This is a genomic window from Streptomyces sp. JNUCC 63 (assembly GCF_054366325.1).
On the sequence record NZ_CM135963.1, the window covers coordinates 7,109,429 to 7,131,428 of the forward strand.

Consider the following 22,000-nt stretch of genomic DNA (forward strand, 5'->3'; position numbering starts at 1 on the left):
TGAGCTAGGATCCGTGAGTCATCGTCGGCCGCGCCCGTCGGCCGGCGCCCGCCCACCCCGTAGGAGCCCATGCACCCCGACCGCCAACCCGCCTGGACCCCGCCAGCCGACGCGAAGGACCAACCCCGGCAGGTCCGCCGCATCCTGAGGCTCTTCCGTCCCTACCGGGGCCGCCTCGCGATCGTCGGCCTGCTGGTCGGCGCCTCCTCGCTGGTCTCCGTCGCCACGCCCTTCCTGTTGAAGGAAACCCTGGACGTCGCGATCCCGCAGGGCCGCACCGGTCTGCTGAGCCTGCTCGCGCTCGGCATGATCCTCAGCGCCGTTCTCACGAGCGTCTTCGGTGTGCTGCAGACGCTGATCTCCACGACCGTCGGCCAGCGGGTCATGCACGACCTGCGCACCGCCGTCTACGGCCGGCTGCAGCGCATGTCCCTCGCCTTCTTCACCCGCACCCGCACCGGCGAGGTGCAGTCCCGCATCGCCAACGACATCGGCGGCATGCAGGCCACCGTCACCTCCACCGCCACCTCCCTGGTGTCCAACCTCACCAGTGTGGTCGCCACGATCGTCGCGATGGTCGCCCTGGACTGGCGGCTGACGATCGTCTCCCTGCTCCTGCTCCCGGTGTTCGTGTGGATCAGTCGTCGCGTCGGCAACGAGCGCAAGAAGATCACCACCCAACGTCAGAAGCAGATGGCCGCGATGGCCGCCACGGTCACCGAGTCGCTGTCCGTCAGCGGCATCCTGCTCGGCCGTACGATGGGCCGCTCCGACTCGCTGACCGCGTCCTTCGCTGAGGAGTCCGAACGCCTGGTCGGCCTCGAGGTGAGGTCGAACATGGCCGGACGCTGGCGCATGGCCGTCATCACCATCGTCATGGCCGCCATGCCGGCCGTCATCTACTGGACCGCGGGCATCGCCCTCCAACTCGGCGGCCCGGAGGTGTCCATCGGCACGCTCGTCGCCTTCGTCTCGCTCCAGCAGGGCCTGTTCCGGCCGACCGTCAGCCTGCTGTCCACCGGCGTGCAGATCCAGACATCGCTCGCGCTCTTCCAGCGCATCTTCGAGTACCTGGACCTGCCCATCGACATCACCGAACGCGAGCGGCCGGTCCACCTCGGACGGGTCAAGGGCGAGGTCCGCTTCGAGAGCGTCGCCTTCCGCTACGACGACAACGGCGGCCCGATCCTCGACGGCATCGACGTCACCGTCCCCGCGGGCTCCAGCCTCGCGATCGTCGGCCCGACCGGCGCCGGCAAGTCCACCCTCGGCTACCTGGTGCCCCGGCTCTACGACGTGACGGGCGGCCGCGTCACCCTCGACGGGGTCGATGTGCGCGACCTCGACTTCGACACCCTCGCCCGCGCCGTCGGCGTCGTCTCCCAGGAGACGTACCTCTTCCACGCCTCGGTCGCCGACAACCTGCGCTTCGCCAAACCGGACGCCACCGACGAGGAGCTGCGGGCGGCGGCGGAGGCGGCGCAGATACACGACCACATCGCGGCCCTGCCCGACGGCTACGAAACGGTCGTCGGCGAGCGCGGCCACCGCTTCTCCGGCGGCGAGAAGCAGCGCCTGGCCATCGCCCGCACCATCCTGCGCGACCCGCCGGTCCTCATCCTCGACGAGGCGACCAGCGCCCTGGACACCCGTACGGAGGCCGCCGTGCAGGAGGCCATCGACGCCCTGTCCGCCAACCGGACCACCCTGACCATCGCGCACCGGCTGTCCACCGTCCGCGGCGCCGACCAGATCGTGGTCCTCGACCGCGGGCGGGTGGCCGAACGGGGCACCCACCAGGAGCTGCTGGACCTCGACGGACGCTACGCCGCACTGGTCCGCCGGGACGCGCAATTGGAGCCGACGAGCTGAGCCGACGAGCTGAGCCGACGAGCTGAGCCGACGAGCCGTCCGGGCAGGCCGGACCGACAGGCTGAAGATATGCCAGGTTTGTGCCGGTGTGCGGGTTACCGTGCCCGCATGCAGACGAACACTCCGTCACGGAGCACGATCCGACTGACACGCCGGGGCCGACTGGCCCTGATCGCGTCCGGGGCCGTCCTGGCCGGCACCGCCGTGGCGGTGCCGCTGCTGACCCTGGACAGCGACAGCCGCAGCGGCGGACCGACACGTCCCCGCGCCCTGGTGATCCCCGAGGGCTGGCGGGCCGGCCAGGTCTACGCCGCCATCGACAAGGTCCTCGCCCTGCCCGCCGGCACCACGAGGCAGTCGCTCGCCAGGGCCCATCTCAAGCTCCCGGCCGCCGCCGAGGGGAACCCGGAGGGCTACCTCTTCCCGGCGACGTATCCCGTCGACGACAAGGCCACCCCGCAGTCCCTGCTGTCCGCCATGGTCGACGCCGCGGACAAGAAGTTCAACGGGGCTCCGATCGCCGCCGGGGCGCAGCGCAACTCCATGAACATGTACCAGGCGGTCACCATCGCCAGCATCGTCCAGGCCGAGGCCGCCACGAAGGCCGACATGGCGAAGGTGGCGCGAGTCGTCTTCAACCGGCTGGAGCGCGGTATGCCGCTGCAGATGGGCTCCACTCTCAACTACGCCCTCAACCGCGGCGCGGCCCGCATGAGCGCGAACGACATCGGGGTGGACAGCCCGTACAACTCCTACCAGCGCATGGGACTGCCGCCGACGCCCATCGACAACCCGGGCGAGGATGCCATGCGTGCCGTGATCAACCCCGCGCCGGGCGACTGGCTGTACTTCGTCACGGTCAAGCCGGGCGACATGCGCTTCACCGCCGACTACGCCGAATACCAGCGCAATCTCGCTGAACTCAGCGCGAACCAGAAGAGCCCCGGCCCGCAGCCGGCGAAGTGAGCCGTGCCGGGCCGCGGCGCCTCACGCCGCGACGGCCGGCTCCTCCGCCGGCTCCTCGTCGGCCAGCAGGCGCCTGATGTCCCTGACGGCCGCGCGCCCGGCCCGGTTGGCGCCCACGGTACTCGCCGACGGGCCGTAGCCGACCAGATGGACCCGGGGATCGGCGACCGCCCGCGTGCCGTCGACACGGACGCCGCCGCCCGGCTCGCGCAGCCTGAGCGGCGTCAGATGGTCGAGCGCGGCCCTGAACCCGGTCGCCCACAGGATGACATCGGCCGCCACGTGCCGGCCGTCCGCCCACCGCACACCGTCCGGCGTGATCCGGTCGAACATCGGCCGCCGGTCCAGGACCCCGTCCTTCAGCCCCTGCCGGATGGCGTCGTTCAGCGGCAGGCCCGTCACCGAGACGACACTCCTGGGCGGCAGCCCCTGCCGCACCCGCTCCTCGACGAGCGCGACCGCGGCACGGCCCGCGTTCTCGTCGAACGGCCCCTCGCGGAAGACCGGCGGGCGCCTGGTCACCCAGGTGGTGGCGGCCGCGTACGGGGCGATCTCCAGCAGGTGCTGGGTGCCGGAGGCGCCGCCGCCCACCACGACCACCCGCTGCCCGGCGAACTCCTCGGGACCGGCGTACTGCGCGGTGTGCAACTGCCGCCCGCGGAAGCTCTCCTGCCCCGGGTACCGCGGCCAGAACGGCCGCTCCCAGGTGCCGGTCGCGTTGATCAGCGCCCGTGTCGCCCACGTACCGTCGGAGGTCTCGACGAGCAGCCGCCCGCCGGGCCCGTCCGTGACCGCCCGTACGTCCACCGGCCGTCGCACCCGCAGATCGAAGGCGCGTTCGTAGTCGGCGAAGTACCCGGCGATGACCTCCGACGAGGGCCGCGCGGGATCGGCGCCGGTCAGCTCCATCCCCGGCAGCGCGTGCATCCCGTGCACCTTGCCGTACGTCAGCGTCGGCCACCGGAACTGCCAGGCTCCGCCCGGACCGGGGGAGCGGTCGAGCACGACGAAGTCGCGGTCCGGTTCGAACCCGGTGCGCCGCAGGTGATGGGCGGCGGACAGCCCCGCCTGGCCTGCGCCCACGACGACCACGTCGACTTCGCGTGTCTTGTTCATGCCCGTATCAACCGTGCCACGGGCGCGGATCTTCCTGGTCTCCCCCGGGGATCGACGAGGATGGGAGGCATGTCACAAGCCTTCACCACCCGAGTCCTGAACGTGGCCTCCGGTTCCCGGGAGACGGTCGTCGACCTCACCCGCGACTGCGAGACCTTCCTCAAGGAGACCGCGGGCGGCCGCGACGGCCTGCTGAACCTGTTCGTGCCGCACGCGACCGCGGGCATCGCGATCATCGAAACCGGCTCCGGCAGCGACGACGACCTCCTCGCCGCCCTGCACACCCTGCTGCCCGCCGACGACCGCTGGCAGCACCGCCACGGCAGCCCCGGCCACGGCCGTGACCACGTCCTGCCCGCCCTCGTGCCGCCCCACGCGACCATCCCGGTCCTCGGCGGCCGCCTGGAGCTGGGCACCTGGCAGTCGGTGTGCCTGGTCGACACCAACAAGGACAACCCCAACCGCCAGGTCCGACTGACCTTCCTGGCCTGACCGGGCCCTTCTTCTCGGCGACCCGGGACCGACGGCCCTCGTCCTGCGGTCCGGGCCGTCGGAGGATGGGGGTACGTGCCACGGCTGTGCCGGCCGTACCGGGCGGAAGGACGGGATGGCTGATGTATCGCAACGACGGGTTCCGTGAGCTCGACCGGCAGGAGTGTCTGCGGCTGCTGGGCAAGGTGCCGGTGGGGCGTGTCGTCCATACGCGGCACGCGCTGCCCGCGGTGCTTCCGGTGAACTTCGCCCTGGACGACGGCGGTGCGGTGCTGCTGCGTACCTCGGCCGACTCCGAGCTGGTCCGTTCGGTCGACGGTGCGGTGGTGGCCTTCGAGGCGGACGAGGTGGACGTGGTGGCCCGGTCGGGGTGGAGTGTGGTCGTCACCGGTCCCGCCTCGGTGGTGACCGATCCGGCCGAGCGGCGGCGGCTGGCCGTGAGCGGTCCGCGTTCCTGGGTGCCCTGGCCCCGGGAGGTCTTCGTCCGTATCGAGCCGGAACTGGTCACGGGCCGCGAACTGGTCGGCGGGCGCAGCATGTACGGCCTCGACCCACTCCCCTGACCGGCGGCCGGGGCGCGGTGGCCGGGCCCCGCACGGGCCGAACGTCCCCCGGAGGGGCCGAACCGCCCTCGCGGGGGTCCTTGGGGGGTGCGACGGTGGTGGTGGGACCTCTTGCCGCGCGACGTGGCAACCCGGCGAAAGGCGGTGGGGACGATGGAACTGCCTCTGGTCGTGGGCGTCGACGGATCGGGTTCGAGCCTGACGGCGGTGGAATGGGCGGTGGACGAGGCCGCCCTGCACGGTCTGCCTTTGCGGCTGGTGTACGCCTCCCTCTGGGAGCGCTACGAGAGCGCCGCCCTGTCGGGGAGCATGGAGCGCTCCTCGGAGCAGGTGATGACCGAACACATCGTCGCCTCCGCGGCGGAGCGGGCCCAGAAGCACAACGCCGACGTGAAGGTGTCCACCGACATCCTTCCCGAGGACGCGGTCTCCGCCCTGCTGGGCGAGGGCAGTACCGCCTCCGCCCTGGTCGTCGGCCCACGCGGGCGGGGCGGGCTGAAGGGGCTGCTGCTCGGCTCGGTCTCCCTGGCCGTGGCGGCCCACGCCCACTGCCCGGTGGTCGTGGTCCGCGGTGACAAGGCGGGCCTGGCCGGCACGCACGAGCGGATCCTGCTCGGCGCCGGCGAGTCCGACACCGCCGGCGAGGCCGTACGGTTCGCCTTCCGCGAGGCCGAGGCACGCCGCTGCGTCCTCGACGTCGTACGGGCCTGGCGCAGCCCCGCGTTCCGGACGCCCTCCGACGACCCGGCCCGCGGGCACGAGGAGCGGGCCCTCGGACTGCTGGAGGAGCTGCTGCGGGAGGCGAGGGCCGAGCACCCGGACGTACGGCTGCGCCCCGTGACGGTCGAAGGGCCGGCGCACAGGGTGCTCGTGGACCGTTCGGCCGCCGCCGACCTGGTGATCATCGGGGCGCGGCGCAGGACGGGCCGCTTCGGCCTCCAGCTCGGCCGGACCGGCCACACACTGCTGCACCACGCGCGGTGCCCGGTGGCCGTCGTGCCGCAGCGGGCGTGACACCGCGGTGGGGGCGGTGACGGCGGGGACCTGGGCCTACGAGGGGTACGACCCCGCGCAGGAGCGCCTGCGGGAGGCGCTGTGCACACTGGGCAACGGCCGCTTCGCCACCCGCGGTGCCCTGCCGGAGTGCGACGCGGACGACGTGCACTGTCCGGGCACGTACGTGGCAGGGTGCTACAACCGGCTCGTCTCCCGCGTCGCCGGCCGCCGGGTCGAGAACGAGGACATGGTCAACGTCCCCAACTGGCTGCCGCTGCGCTTCCGCCTCGCGGACGGCCCCTGGCTGACCCCGGACACCGCGACCGTCCTCGACCACCACCAGGTCCTCCACCTGGACTCGGGCCTGCTGGAGCGCCGTACCCGGTACGGGCTCGGCGGCGGGCGGTCGCTGATCGTGCGCCAGCAGCGGATCGTGCACATGGCCGACGCGTATCTGGCGGTGCTGCGCACCGAGTTCACCGCCGACGGCTTCGCGGCGGACCTCGAGGTCGAGGCGGCCGTCGACGGTGGCGTCACCAACGCCGGCGTGGCACGCTACCGGGACCTGGAGGGCCGGCACCTCACCCATGTGCACTCCGGCACCGCCGCCCCCGGCACGGTGTGGCTGCGCTGCCGTACCCGGACCTCCGACATCCGGATCGGCATGGCCACCCGCCTGACCTGCGAGGGCGGGATCACCTCCCGGCACGAGCACCCGCGGGCGGTCCAGCAGGTGCGGCTGCGGCTGGAGCCGGGCCGTACCGTCACCGTCGACAAGACCGCCGCGCTGCACACCTCCCGCGACCCCGCCATCAGCGACCCGCTGTGGGCCGCCGTCGACCGGGTGGGCGCGGCGCCCGGCTTCGACCACCTGCTGGCGAGCCACCGGGCGGCCTGGGGCCGGCTGTGGCGCCGGGCCGACATCGACGTCCCCGGGGAGCCGGGGCACATCCTGCGTCTGCACCTGTTCCACGTGCTGCAGACCCTCTCGCCGCACACCGCCGACCTGGACGTCGGGGTGCCCGCCCGCGGGCTGCACGGCGAGGCCTACCGGGGGCATGTCTTCTGGGACGAGCTGTTCGTCCTGCCGTATCTGAACCTGCACTTTCCGGAGGTCTCCCGCGCTCTGCTGCACTACCGTCACCGGCGCCTGGAGCGAGCCTGCTCGGCGGCGCGCGCGGCCGGCCGGCGCGGCGCGATGTATCCGTGGCAGAGCGGCAGCGACGGCCGCGAGGAGTCCCAGCGGCTGCACCTCAACCCCCGCTCCGGACGCTGGCTGCCGGACCACTCCCACCTCCAGCGGCACGTCGGCTCGGCCATCGCCTACAACGTGTGGCAGTACTGCCAGGCGAGCGGCGACGCCGAGTTCCTGCACACCAAGGGCGCCGAGCTGCTGCTGCAGATCGCCCGCTTCTGGGCGGACTCGGCCACCTGGGACGAGGACCTGGGGCGGCACCGCATCCTGGGCGTGATGGGCCCCGACGAGTACCACGACGCCTACCCGGACGCCGACCGGCCCGGCCTCGACGACAACACCTACACCAATGTCACGGCCGCCTGGGTGCTCACCCGGGCCCTGGAGGCCGTGCGCACCCTGCCCGAGCCGCGCCGCCGCGAACTCGCAGAGCGCACCGGCCTGGACGGGGGCGAGCTCGAGCGGTGGGAGGACGTCTCCCGCACGCTGCACGTGCCCTTCCACGACGGCGTCATCAGCCAGTTCGAGGGATACAGCGGCCTCGCCGAACTCGACTGGGCCGGCTACCGGAAGCGGTACGGCGACATCCGCCGCCTGGACCGGATCCTGGAGGCCGAGGGCGACAGCGTCAACCGCTACAAGGCCTCCAAGCAGGCCGACGTACTCATGCTCGGCTACCTCTTCTCGCCGTCCGAACTCGCCTCGCTCTTCGGCCGGTTGGGTTACCACCTCGACGACGGCCTCTGGCGGCGCACCGTCGACCACTACCTGGACCGCACCAGCCACGGCTCCACCCTCAGCGGTCTGGTGCACGGCTGGGTCCTGGCCCGTGCCCGCCGCGCCGAGGCGTGGACCTTCGTCCAGGAGGCCCTCCGGAGCGACATCGCCGACCTGCAGGGCGGCACCACCGGCGAGGGCGTCCACCTCGGAGCCATGGCCGGCACCCTAGACCTCGTCCAGCGCGGACTGCCCGGCCTGGAGACCCGCGAGAACGCCCTGTGGCTCGACCCCGCACCGCTGCCGGAGCTGTCCTCCTACGGCTTCGCCCTCCGCTACCAGGGCCACTGGGGCGTACGGCTGCGCCTGGAGCACGGCCGCGTGGAGATCGCCGTGCCGCCCTCCGACCGCTCACCGATCGACGTACGCCTGCCCGACCGCGCCGTCTGCGTCCAGCCGGGGGAGACCTGCCGGCTGCTCCTGCCCGAGTGAGCGGACCGGAGAGATCCGCGGAGCCCCGTCCCCAGGGCTCGAGGAATACCCCTGGGGGTACTCGTGTTAGTCTCGGCTGTATACCCCGGGGGGTAATTTTCTCCGTGAAGGGAGCATCCCGTGTTCTTCGTCGAGACCATCGAGCTGGCAGGGCTCGGCAACCGCGGCTACCTGGCCGGCGGCGAGCGCACGGCCGTGGCGGTCGACCCGCCGAGGGACGTCGACCAGGTGCTGGCGGCGGCGGCCCGGCGCGGGGTGCGGATCGCGTACGTCGTCGAGACGCACATCCACAACGACTACGTCTCCGGCGGCCTGGAACTCGCCCGGCTCACCGGAGCCTCCTACCTGGTTCCCGAGGGAGCCCGCGTCCGCTTCGCGCACACGCCCGTGCGGGACGGCGACACCGTGACCGTCGACGCCGGCGCCCGGCTGACCCTGCGCGCGATGGCGACCCCGGGACACACTCCGCACCACACCTCCTACGTCCTTCAGGAGGCCCGGGCGGCGGTCGCCGTGTTCACCGGCGGTTCGCTGCTGATCGGCACCGTCGGCCGCCCCGACCTGGTCGAACCGCGCCTGACCGAACACCTGGCCCGCGCCCAGTACGCCTCCGCGCACCGGCTCGCCGCCGAACTCCCCGACGCCACCGAGGTGCTGCCCACCCACGGCTTCGGCAGCTTCTGCTCCTCGAGCCAGGCGGAGGGCGACAGCACCACCATCGGCCGGGAGCGGACGGCGAACGACGCCCTCACCCAGGACGTCGACACCTTCGTCGCCGACCTGCTCGCGAACCTGGACGACATCCCCGCGTACTACGCCCACATGGCACCGGTCAACGCCGCCGGACCCGCGACGGTCGACCTGACCCCGCCCGCCGTGGCCGATCCCGACGAGATCGCCGCCCGGCTGGCCGCGGGGGAGTGGGTCGTCGACCTGCGCAACCGGGTCGCCTTCGCCGAGGGACATGTCGCGGGCTCGTTCAACTTCGAGGCCGAGGGCAAGCTCGCCACCTACCTGGCCTGGCTGGTGCCCTGGGGCAGGCCGGTGACGCTGCTGGCCGAGTCGCCCGCACAACTGGCCGACGCGCAGCGCGAATTGGTGCGGGTCGGCATCGACCGCCCGGCCGCCGCGGCCACCGGCGGACCGGCCGTCTGGATCCGCCCGGACGAGGCGCCCGCCTCCTTCCCACGAGCCACGTTCGCCGATCTCGCGGAACGGCGCCCGGGCGAGGGTGTCGTCGTCCTGGACGTCCGGCGCGACTCCGAACGGGCCGGCGGCCATGTCGAGGGCTCGGTGCACATCCCCGTGCACCTGCTGCACCGGCGGCTCGACGAGGTCCCCGACGGGCAGGTGTGGGTGCACTGCGCGGGCGGCATGCGGGCCGCCGTTGCCGCCTCCCTGCTGGATGCGGCGGGCCGTGACGTCGTCGCGGTGGACGACGCGTTCGAGGCCGCCGAGAAGGCCGGACTCACCGTGCGGACCGCATGAGGAAGGACCGCCTGAGGAAGGAAAGGGAAGAGAGGCGAGCACAGTGCGGATGAGTCTCTTCCGCCGCGGGCCCGGGCGGGTCACCGCGCGCGAGGCCGCCGAACGCACCGGCCACTACCCGGCCGGCGGCGCGGGCGGTGCCGTACTGCTGGACGTGCGCGAGCCGCAGGAGTGGCGCGCGGGGCACGCCCCCGGCGCGCTGCACATACCCCTGTCCGCGCTCGCCGCGGGCGCGCCACTGCCGCAGGAGGCACAGGGGCGGTCGCTGATCGTCGTCTGCCGCTCCGGCAACCGCTCCCGGCGGGCCGCCGAGCTACTGGCGGCCCGGGGCGCCGACGCCGTCGACGTGGCCGGCGGGATGCGGGACTGGCTGCGGGCCGGACTGCCGGTGGTGGACGACCGCGGCGAGGACGGCACGATCGCGTGAGTACCCTGCTCCTCGCCCTGGCCGCCGGGGCCGTCACCGGCCTGGCGCTGGGCGCGCTCGGGGGCGGCGGCAGCGTTCTGGCCGTCCCCGCCCTGATCTACCTGCTCGGTCTCACCCCGGTCGCGGCCACCACCGCGAGCCTGGTCGTCGTCGCGGTCACCTCGGCCACCGCCCTGGTCGCGCACGCCCGCGACGGCCAGGTGCGGTGGCGTACGGGACTGCTGTTCGCGGCCGCCGGAATCGGCCCGGCGATGCTGGGCGGCGCGGTCGCCGGACGGCTGCCCGCCGCCGTACTGACCGCGGCCTTCGCGCTGGTGGCGGCCCTCGCCGCCGCCCGGATGCTGCGGACCCGCCGGGCGCCGGCCACGGAACGCCCGGTACGGCCCGGCCGTGCCGCGGCGGCCGGCGCCGGGCTCGGCGCGGTCACCGGTGTGCTGGGCGTCGGCGGCGGCTTCCTCGCCGTACCGGCCCTGGTGGGCGTGCTGGGCCTGCGCATGCGCGCGGCGGTGGGCACCAGTCTCCTGGTCATCACCGTCAACTCGCTGGCCGCGCTGGCGATGCGGGCGGGCACGGCCCCCGGGCCGGACTGGGCGGTCATCGCGCCGTTCGCGGGGACCGCGGTCCTCGGCGCCTGGGACGGCAGGCGACTGGCCGCGAAGGTGTCCGGGGCGGCGCTGCAGCGGGTCTTCGCCGTGGCGCTGCTGGCGGTGGCGGCGTTCATGCTGACCGACGTGGTGGTGTGATGCGCGCCGACCGACGCGGTGGGCGTCACGCCAGCGACAGGAACAGCTTCTCCATGCGGGCCCGCATCCGGGCGGCGTCCTCGCCGTTCGTCCGGCCGGACTCGATGTCGGCCACGCACTTCTGCAGGCCGGTGGCGATGATGGCGAAGCCGGCGCGGTCAAGGGCGCGGGAGGCGGCGGCGAGCTGCGTGACGACCTCCTCGCAGTCCCGCCCCTCCTCGATCATCCGGATCACACCGGAGATCTGGCCCTGCGCACGGCGCAGCCGGTTCAGGACGGCCTTGAGGTCGGCGCCCTCGAGCTCCAAGTCCACGATCACTCCTTGCGAAATACCCCTGGGGGTACTGTACGTCCCGATTCGGGACCGCGTCGACCGCCCCACTGTCCGGAAAGGATCCGAACTGCCATGACCATTCCTCCCACGCCCGTGTCCCTCGCCGCCGAGCAGGCACACTCCCGGCTCGGCGAGCTGACCGTCATCGACGTGCGCACGCCCGGCGAGTACGCCTCGGGGCACCTCCCCGGCGCCCTCAACATCCCGCTGGACCGCATCCGGCAGGCACTCCCGGAGATCCGGCACGCCGCGGCGCGCGGCGACGTCCTCGTCGTGTGCGCCTCCGGCGCCCGCTCGCAGAAGGCCTGCGCGCTGCTGGCGGAGCAGGGCGTGTCCACCGCCACCCTGACCGGCGGCACCGGGGCATGGGCCGCCGCGGGCCACGAACTGCACCGGCCCGCGGCCTGCGAGACGCGGGCCTCCTGGAGCATGGAACGCCAAGTCCGCTTCACCGCGGGTGCGTTGGTGCTGCTCGGCCTGGTCCTTGGCCTGCTCGTGCACCCGGCCTTCCAGATCCTGTCCGCGGGCGTCGCGGGCGGGCTGGTCTTCTCCGCCCTCACCGACACCTGCGGCATGGCCGTCCTGCTCGCCAAACTGCCCCACAACCGGCCGCGCCCGACTCGGCTCGACGCGACGCTCGAGGCCCTGCGAAGCCGGTGAGGGCCGCCGAACGGCCGGTCGGCTCCCGGACTCGCGCCCGGGCCGGGGCCCCGGCCGTCGTACGTCGTGAGGTACCTGGAGGGTCAGCCGACGGACGTCGTGGCGGGGCGGGCGACGAGCGCGATCGCCCCCAGGTGGGCCCGGTGGCGGCGGAAGGTCCGGCGCATGCGCAGTGTCCGGCGCAGGGCCGCCGGGTCCCGCAGGGCCCGGCCGGCGATGCGCAGGGTCCGTGCGAGTCCCTCGTCGGCGACGAGCCGCCGGGGTTCGAGCAGCGCCATCGGTGCGATCCGCCGGGCGGTGACGGTGAAGCCCTCGGTGGCCAGCAGTTCGCTCCAGCCGTACGGGGTGAGGGGGCGGGCGCCGACGTGGAGGGCGTCGGCGAGGTCCGCGCCGACGCGCTCGGCGAGCGCCGGGTCGAGGCCGTCGGGCAGCAGGCACAGTTCGTGCAGTGCGTACCGGCCGGAGGAGTCGGCCAGGAGTCGGCTTGCCTCCGCCACGATGCGGCGCTTGGCAGGCTCGGGCCGCATGGACAGCATCGCCTCGCCGTAGACGACGGTGGCCGTGCCGTCCGGCAGTCCGGTGTGCGCCGCGTCCGCCCGCACCGCGCGTACGCCGGTCCTCCCGGGCGCGGTGAGGGCGCTGAGCGCCGCCACCGCCGCGGGGTCGCGGTCGACCGCGATGTAGCCGGCCGGGCCGCGGGCGAGTGTCATCCGGGCGGTGGCCCCGAGGCCGCCCGCCAACTCCACCACCCGGTCGTCCGGGCCGATGCGCAGGGCGTCCAGCACCCAGCCGGTCAGCGCCGTGCCGCCGGGGCGCAGGACCCGCTTGCCGAGGCGGGCCAGCAGCCAGTGACCGGGCATCCGGGCGGCGTCCAGCCCCTCACCGGGTGCGGAAGGGGAGAGGTGGAGCGGGTCGTGGTGGCCGATGGTCGCCATGTGCGTGCCTCGCTTCCTGCCGGCGCTCCTGCTTCTCGCTCAGCCCTACCTTAATGTTCGGCTTTGCCCGCGTACGGGGCCGGATGTCCCTTCCCTCTGGGGTCCACCGGCCCGCGCGCCACAACTTCGGCAACACGTTCCGCACGCACGGGTGCCGCCCGGCAGAAGGCCCCGGCCCGTCCACGGTCCCGAGGTGCCGGCCGGCCCCTGCGGCCGGGACGGTCCGCCCGGACACAGGGACCCTCGGGCCCCTGGTCCGTCGGCTGGCCGCGACCTGCAGGCTCGGCATCACCTGGCAGGCCTCGGTGCTGTAAGCGGTGGCCTCCGGCGGTTACGTCGCCTTCTCCGTCTACCTGCCCGTCTACCTGCCCACCCACCTGAAGACCGGCTACGGCCTGGGCCAGGCGGACGCCGCGAACCGGATGGCCGGGTTCGTGCCGCCGGCCGTGGCGATGCGGCCGGCCGGCGGCCGGCTGTCGGACCGCATCGGCGCGGTGCGCGTGCTCGTCGGAGCGCTGACCGTGGTGTTCGCGGGCGCGCCGTGCAGTCCGTGACCCCGTCGCCGGCCCCGACCGGCACCGTCGCCTTCCTCGCCATGGCCGCCGCGCTCGGCGCGGGCAGCGGCGCCGTGTTCGCCCTGGTGGCCCTGCCGGCCCCGGCCGAACAGGTCGCTCGGTCACCGGCATCGTCGGCACCGGCGGCGGCCTGGGCGACTTCCTGCCACCCTTGGTGATGGGGTCGCTGTACGGTGCCTACGGCTCGTACGCGATCGGCCTGGTCCTGCTGGGCCTGGTCGCCGCCGCGGCCCTGGCCCTTACCGGAACCGGCGTGCGCAGTGCCGTCACCCGGCGCGGTCGCCGGGTCGCCCGGCCCCAACTGCGCCGACCGGACGAGCCGGACGAGGAAGAGGGGCCGAACGGCCCCCGTCCCGAGCCCGGGCGGCCCCTGTCCGGGCTCGCCGGGGCGCGGGACGCTGGCAGGGAGAGCGGATCGGAGCGCGGGAGGTGTGGGTCATGGGTTTGCCCGTCGTCGCCGGGGTCGATGGTTCGGAGGAGAGTCTGGCCGCTGCCGAGTGGGCCGCGCGTGAGGCCGAGCGCCGGGGGCGGAGCCTGCGGCTGTTCCACGCCTGGAACTGGCACCCGGACCCGGCCGACGGCGTGCGGGTGGACGCGGCCCGGCGGCGTCTGGCCCGGCAGGTGCTGAGCCGGGCGGAGGACCGGGTGCGCGGCGCCTGCCCCGGTGTGCGCCTGGAGGAGGAGCAGGTCCTGGGGCCGGCGACCACGGCCCTGCTGCGGGCGGCCGGGCGGGCCGAGGTGCTGGTGCTGGGCTCACGCGGCCTGAGCGGCTTCACCGGCTTCCTGGTGGGCTCCGTCGCCCTGGGCACGGTGGCCCGGGCCGGCTGCCCGGTCGTCCTGGTGCGGGCCGGTGAGGAGGCCGCCGACGAGCACCTCCCGGCGGCCGACGGCAGCGCCTCCACCCGTACCGGCTACCGGGACGTGGCGCTCGGCCTGAACGTCGCCGTGCCGTGCGACGAGGTGATCGAGTTCGCCTTCCGGCAGGCGCAGCTGCGCCGGGCCCGGCTGCGGGCCGTGTACGCCTGGCAGCAGCCGTCCGCGCTGAGTCTGGGCCCCGGTGAGATCGCGCTGGTGGACGGCCCCGGGCGGGCCGAGGAGTGGCAGGGTTTCCTGTCCGCGGTGCTCCAGGTGTGGCGGGACAAGTACCCGGAGGTGGAGGTCGTCGAGACGGTGGTGCGGGACAAGCCCTCGACCGCGCTGGTGCGGGCCGCCTCCGGCGCGAGCCTGCTCGTCGTGGGCCGCCGCCCGTCCGCCCGCCCGGCGGGCCCGCACACCGGCCCGGTCACCCACGCGGCCATCCACCACGCCGGCTGCCCCGTGGCGGTCGTCCCCCACGGGTGAGAGGACCGCGATCTCCCCGGCGAGGGCCTCCAGGTCCCTCCCGGCCGTGAGCTCGGCGGCCTGCGCAGCGGGGACGGGCCTCTTCGCCGCGCCGGGTAACCTGGCGGGGTGACCGGCTCGGATGCAACTGTCTCGTTCCGGCTCGCGTACGTCCCCGGGGCGACGCCCGCCAAGTGGGTGCGGACCTGGAACGAGCGCCTGCCCGACGTCCCCCTCGCCCTCGTCCAGGTCCCGGCCGCCGAGGTGTCCGAGGTGCTGCGCGGCGGCGCGGCGGACGCGGGGATCGTACGCCTGCCGGTGGACCGCACGTTCTTCAGCGCGATCCCCCTCTACACCGAGACGACGGTGGTGGTCGTCCCCAAGGATCACCTGGTGACGGCCGTGGACGAGGTGTCCCTGGCGGACCTCGCCGACGAGGTCGTCCTCCACCCCCTCGACGACGTCCTCGGCTGGGAGCGGCCGCCCGGCGAACCCGCCTTCGAGCGGCCCGCCACCACGGGGGACGCCGTCGAGCTGGTGGCTGCGGGCGTGGGCCTGCTCGTCGTCCCCCAGTCGCTGGCCCGCCTCCACCACCGCAGGGACCTCACCTACCGGCCGGTCGTCGACGCCCCGCAGTCGAGCGTCGCGCTGTCGTGGCCGGAGGAGGCGCACACCGACCTGGTCGAGGAGTTCATCGGGATCGTCCGCGGCCGAACGGTCAACAGCACCCGGGGACGCACCCGGACCCAGCCCCAGGCCCCGGCCCGGAATCCGGCCCGGCGAGCCGACGGCAAGGACACCCGCCGCAAGTCCACGGCAACGGGCCGGTCCGCCAGGGAGACCCCCCGCAACCAGCGGGGCGGCGGCGCCAAGGGCGGCAGCCGAGGCAGGCCGGGCCGCAGGTCGTAGCCGCGAGACGCGGGGAAGGGGGCCTCGTGGGGTGCACGGCCCTGGCAGCGTGTCCTCGGCTTGGTCAGACCAGAAGCGGTCGGCTGCTGCCTTCGCCGCGAAGGGGACGGCCGGGAGGGGACCGCGGCGGCAGGGGGGCGACGGGCGGGAGCGGCGGGCGTTCATCGGGTCGTCCACGGGGCGGGAGGGCCCGGGACCGTCACCGCGGCCGTGGCCGAGCGCGGTGGGGCGTTGACCGTGCTGAGCGACGTGGGCGGCGTCCCCGACCCGCCCTGCCCGGCGCCGTCCCACGACGGCGGCACGCTCTACGCGGTCAGCGAGACGGCCGAGGGCGCGGTGGACGCGTACCGCGTGAAAGGCGGGACGGCCGAGCTCACCGGGCCCCGGTGCGGCCGGCGGCAGCGGACCCACGCACCTGAGCCTGCTCGACGGGCACGTCCTCACCGCCGAACACGGCTCCGGCAGCGTCAGCGCCGTCCCCTCCGCGCCGACGGCAGCTTCGCCCGGGCACCGGCCGCCGTGCTGCGGCACACCGGCGCCGGCCCGCACGCCCACCAGGTGCTGCCGGACCCGAGCGGCCGCTGGGCCGTCAGCGTGGACCTCGGCACGGACCCGGTCAGGGTGTGCACGCTGACGGACGGCCGGCTCGCCGGGCACCGGGAGATCGCGCCGCGCCCCGGCTCCGGGCCCCGCCACCTCGCCTTCCATCCTCCGGACGGCACGCACGCCTACGTCGTCAACGAGCTGACCCCCACCGTCACTGTCTGCCGCTGGGACGCCGCCGGCTCGCTCGGACCGCCGGCCGAGACGCGGGTCCTGCCCGCCGCCCCGGCCGGCGACGCCTCCCCCTCCGGCCTCGCGGTCGCGCCGGACGGCCGGTTCCTGTGGACCGCGACACGCGGCGAGGGCGTCCTGTCCGTGTTCGCCCTCGAGACGGACGGGGAGCGGCTGCGGCTGGTCGGCACGATCCCGTGCGGCGGTCACTGGCCGCGGGCGCTGACGCTGTCCGGAGGCTTCCTGTACGTCGCCGACGAGCACTCCGGGGACGTGACTGGTTCGCCGTGGACGAGGAGACCGGGCTGCCCGCGCGGGCCGGCGCGGTCGAGGTGACGGCCGCGTCCTGCGCGGTCTTCGGCTGAACGCGGCAAAAGGGCCCGCCCCTCACGGCTGAGGAGCGGGCCCTTGTCGTACAAGGATGAACTGTGCGTCAGCGGACCGGCGCGCCCTGCGGCTGCTGCGGGGCGATGCCCAGCGCCGTCGTGTACTTGGCCAGGGCGAGCTTGCCGATCGCCGGGTACGGGCCGAGCGCCTCCGCGGCGGAGCAGCCCGCCTCCTTGGCGGCGGCGTCGACCAGCTCGGCGTCGATCTCCGGACCGATCAGGTACGGCGCAAGGGCCAGCTGCTGCGAGCCGGAGGACCGCAGCTGCTCGGCGACGCCGGCGATCGAGCCCTCCTGGTCCAGGGCGGCCGCCATCACCGGCACGGCGAGGCGGGCTGCGAGCAGCATGCCGGTGATCCCGGCCGCCTGCACGGCCTCCTCGCCGCCGACCGACGCGAGGATGATGCCGTCCGCCGCGGTCGCCACGGTGAACAGGCGAGCGCGGTCGGCGCGGGCCAGACCCGCCTCCGACAGACGCACGTGCAGCGCCTCGGCGAGCAGCGGGTGCGGGCCGAGTACATCGGTCAGCTCGGCCGCGACCCGGCTGTCCATGACCGCCTGCCGGACCTGGCGCAGCAGTGCGTTGTCCGGACCGGCCAGCAGCGGCACGACGACCGCGACGGGACCCTCGGGTTTCCTGGCCTCCACACCGGCGGCGACGGCCTGCTCGTAGCGGGCGGTCCGCTCCTCGGCCGCGTGGGCGAGCACGGACCGCAGGGTCGGGTACTCCGCGTCGTCCCCGTCGAGGTACCCGATCCGGGCGTCGAGGCCGGGGAGCTCGGAGCGGGCGATGCTCACGACCTCCTCGGCGAGGCTGCGCGTGGCGGTGCCGGGCGTGCCCGGCACCGCGAGGACGAGCGCGGGCGCGCCCTCGGGTGCCGCCAGCGGTTCGGGTCGGCGGTGCCGGCCGGGCTGGCGGGGGCGCGGCATTCGTACTGGCAGGCCGGACGCGGGCCCAGTGGGGGAGCTCATGGCGCCGCATGTTACTGGCTTTGGGGGCTCCCCTGTTCGGGGAGGGTGCAGGTGAGCGGTATCCGTCCGGTTTTGTCTGATGAGTTACGTACGGATTCGAGCCGATCGGTCTGGGTGCGGGATCAATCCCCTTGTGGAGGTGGTACGTACAGCAACTTCTCGTCACCCGGCAGCGCCAGGACGTCCCTGGCCAGATCGGTCGCGATCCGCACGCAGCCGTGCAGCGGATCGCCCTCGGCGCGCACCCGCCGCGCGTGCGGCAGCCGCCCGGCCAACTCCTGCTCCAGCGGTACGACGAGAGGGCCGCCCAGCTTGAACAGGCCGCCGGTCAGGGCCAGCAGAGGCTCCCCCGCGGTCGGGCAGACCGCCGCGGCCGACTCGGCCATGTGCCGGGCCGCCGCGCGCAGAATGCCCGCCGCGACCGGGTCGTCCGGAGCGCAAACCGCCACCTGGGGCGCGAAGGAGGCCAGGACGGCGGCGCGGTCGGAGCGCGGGTAGAGCCTGCCGGGCAGTCCCGGCGTCGGCCCGAACGCCTCCTCCGCGAGGGCCAGCAGCCGCGCCGAGCCGCCGTCCCGCCCGTCGTGGGCGCGCAGCGCCGCCTCCAGGCCCGCCCGGCCGATCCACGCGCCGCTGCCGCAGTCGCCGAGCAGATGGCCCCAGCCGTCCGCGCGGCGCCAGCCCGTCAGATCGGTGCCGATCGCGATCAGACCGGTCCCGGCGGCGATCACCGCGCCCGGCCGCGGCCCCAGGGCGCCGGTGTACGCGGTGACCGCGTCGGCGACCAGCGCGACCCTGCGCACCCCGAGGTGCCGTGCCAGCGCGTCGGGCAGTTCGGCGCGCAGCGCGTCGCCCAGGGTGGCGAACCCGGCGGCGCCCAGCACGGCCGTCTCCAGCCGCTCCACCCCCGCCTCGGCGGCCAACGCCCACGCCATGGGCACCAGTTGCTCCATGAGGTGCCCCGGGTCGATGCCCCGCGCCCCGGTGCGCACCGGCTCCCCGGACTCGCGCCGCGCCAGCGGCCCGCGCCCGGGCACGCCGACCACGACCCGGACCCCGGAGCCGCCCGAGTCCACGGCGAGGAAACCGGTGGCGCCGGCCGCGGCCCCGCCCGTCACGGCAGGCGCCAGTCCACCGGCTGTCCCCCCTGCTCGATCAGCAGGTCGTTGGCGCGGCTGAACGGGCGTGAGCCGAAGAACCCGCGGTCGGCCGACATGGGGGAGGGGTGGGCGGACTCGACCGACGGGAGCCGGCCGAGCAGCGGGCGCAGGTTGCGGGCGTCGCGGCCCCACAGGATGGACACCAGCGGCTTGCCGCGCGCCACGAGCGCCCGTATCGCCTGCTCGGTGACCTCCTCCCAGCCCTTGCCGCGGTGGGCGCCCGGCTTGCGCGGGGCCGTGGTGAGCGCCCTGTTGAGCAGCAGCACGCCCTGCCGGGTCCACGGCGTCAGGTCGCCGTTGGACGGCTGGGGCAGCCCCAGGTCGCTGTTCAGCTCACGGAAGATGTTGATCAGGCTGCCGGGCAGCGGCCGCACCTCGGGCGCGACGGAGAACGACAGCCCCACCGCGTGCCCCGGGGTCGGGTAGGGGTCCTGCCCGACGATCAGGACGCTTACGTCGTCGAAGGGCTGCTGGAAGGCGCGCAGGACGTTCGGCCCGGCCGGGAGGTAGGTACGTCCCGCGGCGATCTCCGCGCGCAGGAAGTCGCCCATCCGGGCGATCTGTCCGGCCACGGGTTCCAGGGCCTTCGCCCAGCCCGGTTCGACGATTTCATGCAAGGGTCGTGGAGCCACGGGCGTCACCCTACTGCCGGACAGGGTCCGACGATCAAGCGGTGGCCCGAGCCCGGCCGAAGCCGACCGGACCGCCGGCTCTGGTGTGCGCAACTTTCCTTCCTTCTCCGGTGCGTTCGCTATCCCCGGGGCGCGTCGCGGTGGTCAACCGATCACCGCCGCGCGCACGCAGAGCACGTCCGGCAGATGCGAGGCCAGCTGCTGCCAGCTGTCGCCGTCGTCCGCCGACGCGTACACCTCGCCGTTGCGGTTGCCGAAGTACACGCCCGCCGGGTCCGCGTCGTCGGTGCACAGCGCGTCACGCAGCACCGTGCCGTAGTGGTCCTCGCCCGGCAGGCCCGCCGTGAGCGGCTCCCAGCTCCTGCCCGCGTCCGCCGTACGGAACACCCGGCAGCGGCGGTCGGCGGGCACCCGGTCCGCGTCCGCGTTGATGGGGAAGACGTACGCCGTGTCGCCGCGGTGCGGATGAGCGGCCACGGCGAAGCCGAACGTCGACGGCAGGCCCTCGCCGATGTCCGTCCAGCGGCCGCCCCCGTCGTCGCTGCGGTACACCCCCCAGTGGTTCTGCAGATACAGCCGGTCCAGGTTCTCCGCGTCCTGCGCGACCTTGTGGACGCACTGGCCGAACTCCGGGTTCGGATCCGGCAGGAACACCGCCGACACGCCGGAGTTGGACGGCGTCCAGCTCGCCCCGCCGTCGGACGTGCGGAACACGCCCGCGGTGGAGACGGCGACTGTGACCGCCTGCGCGTCGCGCCGGTCCGTCACCACGGTGTGCAGGCCCTCACCGCCACCGCCCGGCACCCACTTCGACCGGGTGGGGTGCTCCCACAGCGGGCGGACCAGCTGGAAGCTCTCACCGCGGTCCTCGGAGCGGTACAGCGCGGCCGGTTCCGTGCCCGCGTACACCACGTCCGGCTCCGCGGCCGCCGGGTGCAGCTGCCACACCCGCTCCAGCGAGGTGCCCGTGTCCTGGGGGAACTTCACGGCCGGCCGGGCCGGTTCGGTCCACGTGCGGCCCAGGTCGTCGGAGTGGAACACCGACGGCCCCCAGTGCGCGCTGTCGCCGCCGGCCAGCACCCGCGGAACGGTGCCGCGGGTGTCGACGGCGACCGAATACACGGCCTGTGCGTTGAAGTACGGACTGTCGTCGAACTCCCAGGCGCCACCGCGCCGCCGCCCGATGAACAGGCCCTTGCGCGTGCCCACGGCGAGCAGTACCTCGGTCATGCCGATCACCTCCGCGAGGTCTTCGTCCGGACTCCTTTGTCCCGGACATCGGCCAGTTTGCACCCCACCACTGACAGTCACCCTCGTGGTGGCGTCGTCGCAGGTCACACGTGTGGCTGGTCGAGATGGTCGTCACTGGGTCGCGGTTTCTGTCACTGCGGCAGCCCGACACCGTCCAGCGTCGCACGAGGTCGCTGACCCGTGACACGTCAGTGCTGCTGTTGGTGATCTTCACTCGGTTGGGTGAAGTCTGCGGGCCTTGTCTGTGTCGATGCCCTGGTGGTGCTGCGCTGGTGGGAGCGGGGCGGTTTCGGCGGTCGAAGGGGTGGCCGCGGTGGCAATGGGTTCGGGCCCGGGGCGGGTGATTCCGCCGCTGACGGTGCGGATGGCGCGGGCGAGCAATCCTCGTGGCACGGCCGCGATGTGGGTGCATGATCGGTTGGATGGTCTGTTCGCGGATGCGGACTTCGCCGACTGGTATCCGGCCAACGGGCGGCGTGGGCTTTCGCCGGCCCGGTTGGCGCTCGTGTCGGTGCTGCAGTACGCGGAGAAACTCACCGACCGGCAGGCGGCGGGCGCGGTCCGCTGCCGTCTGGACTGGAAGTACTGCCTGGGCCTGGAGCTGGATGATCCAGGGGTCGACTTCACTGTCCTGACACAGGGCGTGCCGGGAATGCGACGACCGCCTGAAGTGCACCGGCAACGTCGACGGCAAGGGACGCCACATCCTCCTGCTGCCAGAGCCTCGGCAGAAGACCCAGACGCAGGTCCGGAAAGGCCAGAAGGCCGGCACCTGGCAGCGGCGTCATGCCATCCGCGCAGGCTGCGAGGCCACCGTCTCCGAAACCGTCCACACTCACGGCCTGCGGCACTGTCGCTACCGCGGCCTGACGAAGACGCACGTCCAACACGTCCTCACAGCCGCCGGAACCAACATCGTCCGCCTCGGCGCATGCTTCCCACCCGGCACCACACCAGCTTCTCCGCCCCGACCACCCAGCCACTTCCAGCGACTCTGCCAAAGGCTGACGACCTAGAGATCACCAACAG

General features: G+C 74.1%; 20 protein-coding genes and 3 pseudogenes. 16 read left to right on the forward strand and 7 right to left on the reverse strand.

The window, feature by feature from the left end; all coding sequences use genetic code 11:
- Positions 1–69 precede the first annotated feature (69 nt).
- Positions 70–1,872 carry an ABC transporter ATP-binding protein gene (locus ACX25U_RS32830; RefSeq protein WP_454385418.1) on the forward strand — a complete coding sequence of 601 codons (1,803 nt, stop codon included), beginning with the start codon at positions 70–72 and terminating at the stop codon, positions 1,870–1,872.
- Between the two features lie 108 nt (positions 1,873–1,980).
- On the forward strand, positions 1,981–2,838 hold the full coding sequence (gene mltG / locus ACX25U_RS32835; RefSeq protein WP_454385420.1) for an endolytic transglycosylase MltG: 858 nt from the start codon (positions 1,981–1,983) through the stop codon (positions 2,836–2,838).
- A 21-nt stretch (positions 2,839–2,859) separates the two neighbouring features.
- Here the strand turns inward: mltG and ACX25U_RS32840 are convergent, their stop codons facing one another.
- A complete protein-coding gene (locus ACX25U_RS32840; RefSeq protein WP_454385422.1) occupies positions 2,860–3,954 on the reverse strand; it encodes an NAD(P)-binding domain-containing protein in 1,095 nt (364 codons plus the stop codon).
- 69 nt (positions 3,955–4,023) lie between these two features.
- On the opposite strand from ACX25U_RS32840, the gene ACX25U_RS32845 reads away from it, so the two are divergent.
- From ACX25U_RS32845 to ACX25U_RS32875, 7 genes are all read left to right on the forward strand, one after another.
- On the forward strand, positions 4,024–4,446 hold the full coding sequence (locus ACX25U_RS32845; RefSeq protein ID WP_454385424.1) for a secondary thiamine-phosphate synthase enzyme YjbQ: 423 nt from the start codon (positions 4,024–4,026) through the stop codon (positions 4,444–4,446).
- 122 nt (positions 4,447–4,568) lie between these two features.
- Positions 4,569–5,009 carry a pyridoxamine 5'-phosphate oxidase family protein gene (locus ACX25U_RS32850; RefSeq protein ID WP_454385426.1) on the forward strand — a complete coding sequence of 147 codons (441 nt, stop codon included), beginning with the start codon at positions 4,569–4,571 and terminating at the stop codon, positions 5,007–5,009.
- A gap of 153 nt (positions 5,010–5,162) precedes the next feature.
- Positions 5,163–6,023 (forward strand): universal stress protein, encoded by an 861-nt coding sequence (locus ACX25U_RS32855; protein ID WP_454385428.1) that lies wholly within the window; start codon positions 5,163–5,165, stop codon positions 6,021–6,023.
- A 16-nt stretch (positions 6,024–6,039) separates the two neighbouring features.
- Positions 6,040–8,409 (forward strand): glycoside hydrolase family 65 protein, encoded by a 2,370-nt coding sequence (locus ACX25U_RS32860; protein WP_454385430.1) that lies wholly within the window; start codon positions 6,040–6,042, stop codon positions 8,407–8,409.
- A 120-nt stretch (positions 8,410–8,529) separates the two neighbouring features.
- Complete coding sequence (locus ACX25U_RS32865; RefSeq protein ID WP_454385431.1) at positions 8,530–9,897, forward strand: MBL fold metallo-hydrolase; 1,368 nt, start codon at positions 8,530–8,532, stop codon at positions 9,895–9,897.
- Between the two features lie 49 nt (positions 9,898–9,946).
- Positions 9,947–10,324 (forward strand): rhodanese-like domain-containing protein, encoded by a 378-nt coding sequence (locus ACX25U_RS32870; RefSeq protein WP_454385433.1) that lies wholly within the window; start codon positions 9,947–9,949, stop codon positions 10,322–10,324.
- Positions 10,321–11,067, forward strand: coding sequence for a sulfite exporter TauE/SafE family protein (locus ACX25U_RS32875; RefSeq protein WP_454385434.1), 747 nt, complete (start codon positions 10,321–10,323; stop codon positions 11,065–11,067). The genes ACX25U_RS32870 and ACX25U_RS32875 overlap by 4 nt, the downstream gene beginning before the upstream one ends.
- A gap of 25 nt (positions 11,068–11,092) precedes the next feature.
- On the opposite strand, the gene ACX25U_RS32880 is transcribed toward ACX25U_RS32875, so the two are convergent.
- A complete protein-coding gene (locus tag ACX25U_RS32880; protein WP_067389265.1) occupies positions 11,093–11,380 on the reverse strand; it encodes a metal-sensitive transcriptional regulator in 288 nt (95 codons plus the stop codon).
- 93 nt (positions 11,381–11,473) lie between these two features.
- On the opposite strand from ACX25U_RS32880, the gene ACX25U_RS32885 reads away from it, so the two are divergent.
- Positions 11,474–12,061 carry a rhodanese-like domain-containing protein gene (locus ACX25U_RS32885; RefSeq protein WP_454385437.1) on the forward strand — a complete coding sequence of 196 codons (588 nt, stop codon included), beginning with the start codon at positions 11,474–11,476 and terminating at the stop codon, positions 12,059–12,061.
- Positions 12,062–12,144: 83 nt separating this feature from the next.
- On the opposite strand, the gene ACX25U_RS32890 is transcribed toward ACX25U_RS32885, so the two are convergent.
- Entirely contained in the window at positions 12,145–12,996 is an 852-nt protein-coding gene (locus ACX25U_RS32890) for a class I SAM-dependent methyltransferase (RefSeq protein ID WP_454385438.1), read from the reverse strand.
- A 248-nt stretch (positions 12,997–13,244) separates the two neighbouring features.
- Here ACX25U_RS32890 and ACX25U_RS32895 point away from each other — a divergent pair.
- From ACX25U_RS32895 to ACX25U_RS32910, 4 genes and pseudogenes are all read left to right on the forward strand, one after another.
- Positions 13,245–13,848, forward strand: a pseudogene (locus ACX25U_RS32895) (MFS transporter); the annotation flags it as partial.
- Positions 13,849–14,009: 161 nt separating this feature from the next.
- Positions 14,010–14,912: a universal stress protein gene (locus ACX25U_RS32900; RefSeq protein ID WP_454385439.1), complete on the forward strand. Its 903-nt coding sequence runs from the start codon at positions 14,010–14,012 to the stop codon at positions 14,910–14,912.
- A gap of 108 nt (positions 14,913–15,020) precedes the next feature.
- Positions 15,021–15,800: a LysR family substrate-binding domain-containing protein gene (locus ACX25U_RS32905; RefSeq protein ID WP_454385441.1), complete on the forward strand. Its 780-nt coding sequence runs from the start codon at positions 15,021–15,023 to the stop codon at positions 15,798–15,800.
- Positions 15,801–15,963: 163 nt separating this feature from the next.
- Positions 15,964–16,939 (forward strand): annotated as a pseudogene (locus tag ACX25U_RS32910) (lactonase family protein).
- Between the two features lie 68 nt (positions 16,940–17,007).
- Here the strand turns inward: ACX25U_RS32910 and ACX25U_RS32915 are convergent.
- The 4 genes from ACX25U_RS32915 to ACX25U_RS32930 all read right to left on the reverse strand — a co-directional run bounded on the left by ACX25U_RS32915 (position 17,008) and on the right by ACX25U_RS32930 (position 20,950).
- Positions 17,008–17,931 carry a sirohydrochlorin chelatase gene (locus ACX25U_RS32915; protein ID WP_454385442.1) on the reverse strand — a complete coding sequence of 308 codons (924 nt, stop codon included), beginning with the start codon at positions 17,929–17,931 and terminating at the stop codon, positions 17,008–17,010.
- A 122-nt stretch (positions 17,932–18,053) separates the two neighbouring features.
- Complete coding sequence (locus ACX25U_RS32920; RefSeq protein ID WP_454385444.1) at positions 18,054–19,046, reverse strand: N-acetylglucosamine kinase; 993 nt, start codon at positions 19,044–19,046, stop codon at positions 18,054–18,056.
- Positions 19,043–19,720 (reverse strand): uracil-DNA glycosylase, encoded by a 678-nt coding sequence (locus tag ACX25U_RS32925; RefSeq protein ID WP_454385446.1) that lies wholly within the window; start codon positions 19,718–19,720, stop codon positions 19,043–19,045. Before ACX25U_RS32925 ends, ACX25U_RS32920 begins: the two co-directional genes overlap by 4 nt.
- Positions 19,721–19,864: 144 nt before the next feature.
- Positions 19,865–20,950 carry a WD40/YVTN/BNR-like repeat-containing protein gene (locus ACX25U_RS32930; RefSeq protein ID WP_454385447.1) on the reverse strand — a complete coding sequence of 362 codons (1,086 nt, stop codon included), beginning with the start codon at positions 20,948–20,950 and terminating at the stop codon, positions 19,865–19,867.
- Between the two features lie 421 nt (positions 20,951–21,371).
- Between ACX25U_RS32930 and ACX25U_RS32935 the strand changes: the two are divergent.
- Positions 21,372–21,596, forward strand: a pseudogene (locus tag ACX25U_RS32935) (transposase); the annotation flags it as partial.
- 40 nt (positions 21,597–21,636) lie between these two features.
- Entirely contained in the window at positions 21,637–21,987 is a 351-nt protein-coding gene (locus tag ACX25U_RS32940; protein ID WP_454394622.1) for a transposase, read from the forward strand.
- Positions 21,988–22,000: the final 13 nt, after the last annotated feature.

Bases quoted from the DNA above. Each gene is read 5' to 3' on its own strand.
- ACX25U_RS32870 (WP_454385433.1), top strand. From the start codon at position 9,947: ATGAGTCTCTTCCGCCGCGGGCCCGGGCGGGTCACCGCGCGCGAGGCC.
- ACX25U_RS32885 (WP_454385437.1), top strand. From the start codon at position 11,474: ATGACCATTCCTCCCACGCCCGTGTCCCTCGCCGCCGAGCAGGCACAC.
- ACX25U_RS32850 (WP_454385426.1), top strand. From the start codon at position 4,569: ATGTATCGCAACGACGGGTTCCGTGAGCTCGACCGGCAGGAGTGTCTG.
- mltG (WP_454385420.1), top strand. From the start codon at position 1,981: ATGCAGACGAACACTCCGTCACGGAGCACGATCCGACTGACACGCCGG.
- ACX25U_RS32915 (WP_454385442.1), bottom strand. From the start codon at position 17,931: ATGAGCTCCCCCACTGGGCCCGCGTCCGGCCTGCCAGTACGAATGCCG.
- ACX25U_RS32845 (WP_454385424.1), top strand. From the start codon at position 4,024: ATGTCACAAGCCTTCACCACCCGAGTCCTGAACGTGGCCTCCGGTTCC.
- ACX25U_RS32930 (WP_454385447.1), bottom strand. From the start codon at position 20,950: ATGACCGAGGTACTGCTCGCCGTGGGCACGCGCAAGGGCCTGTTCATC.
- ACX25U_RS32830 (WP_454385418.1), top strand. From the start codon at position 70: ATGCACCCCGACCGCCAACCCGCCTGGACCCCGCCAGCCGACGCGAAG.
- ACX25U_RS32890 (WP_454385438.1), bottom strand. From the start codon at position 12,996: ATGGCGACCATCGGCCACCACGACCCGCTCCACCTCTCCCCTTCCGCA.
- ACX25U_RS32840 (WP_454385422.1), bottom strand. From the start codon at position 3,954: ATGAACAAGACACGCGAAGTCGACGTGGTCGTCGTGGGCGCAGGCCAG.
- ACX25U_RS32855 (WP_454385428.1), top strand. From the start codon at position 5,163: ATGGAACTGCCTCTGGTCGTGGGCGTCGACGGATCGGGTTCGAGCCTG.
- ACX25U_RS32900 (WP_454385439.1), top strand. From the start codon at position 14,010: ATGGGTTTGCCCGTCGTCGCCGGGGTCGATGGTTCGGAGGAGAGTCTG.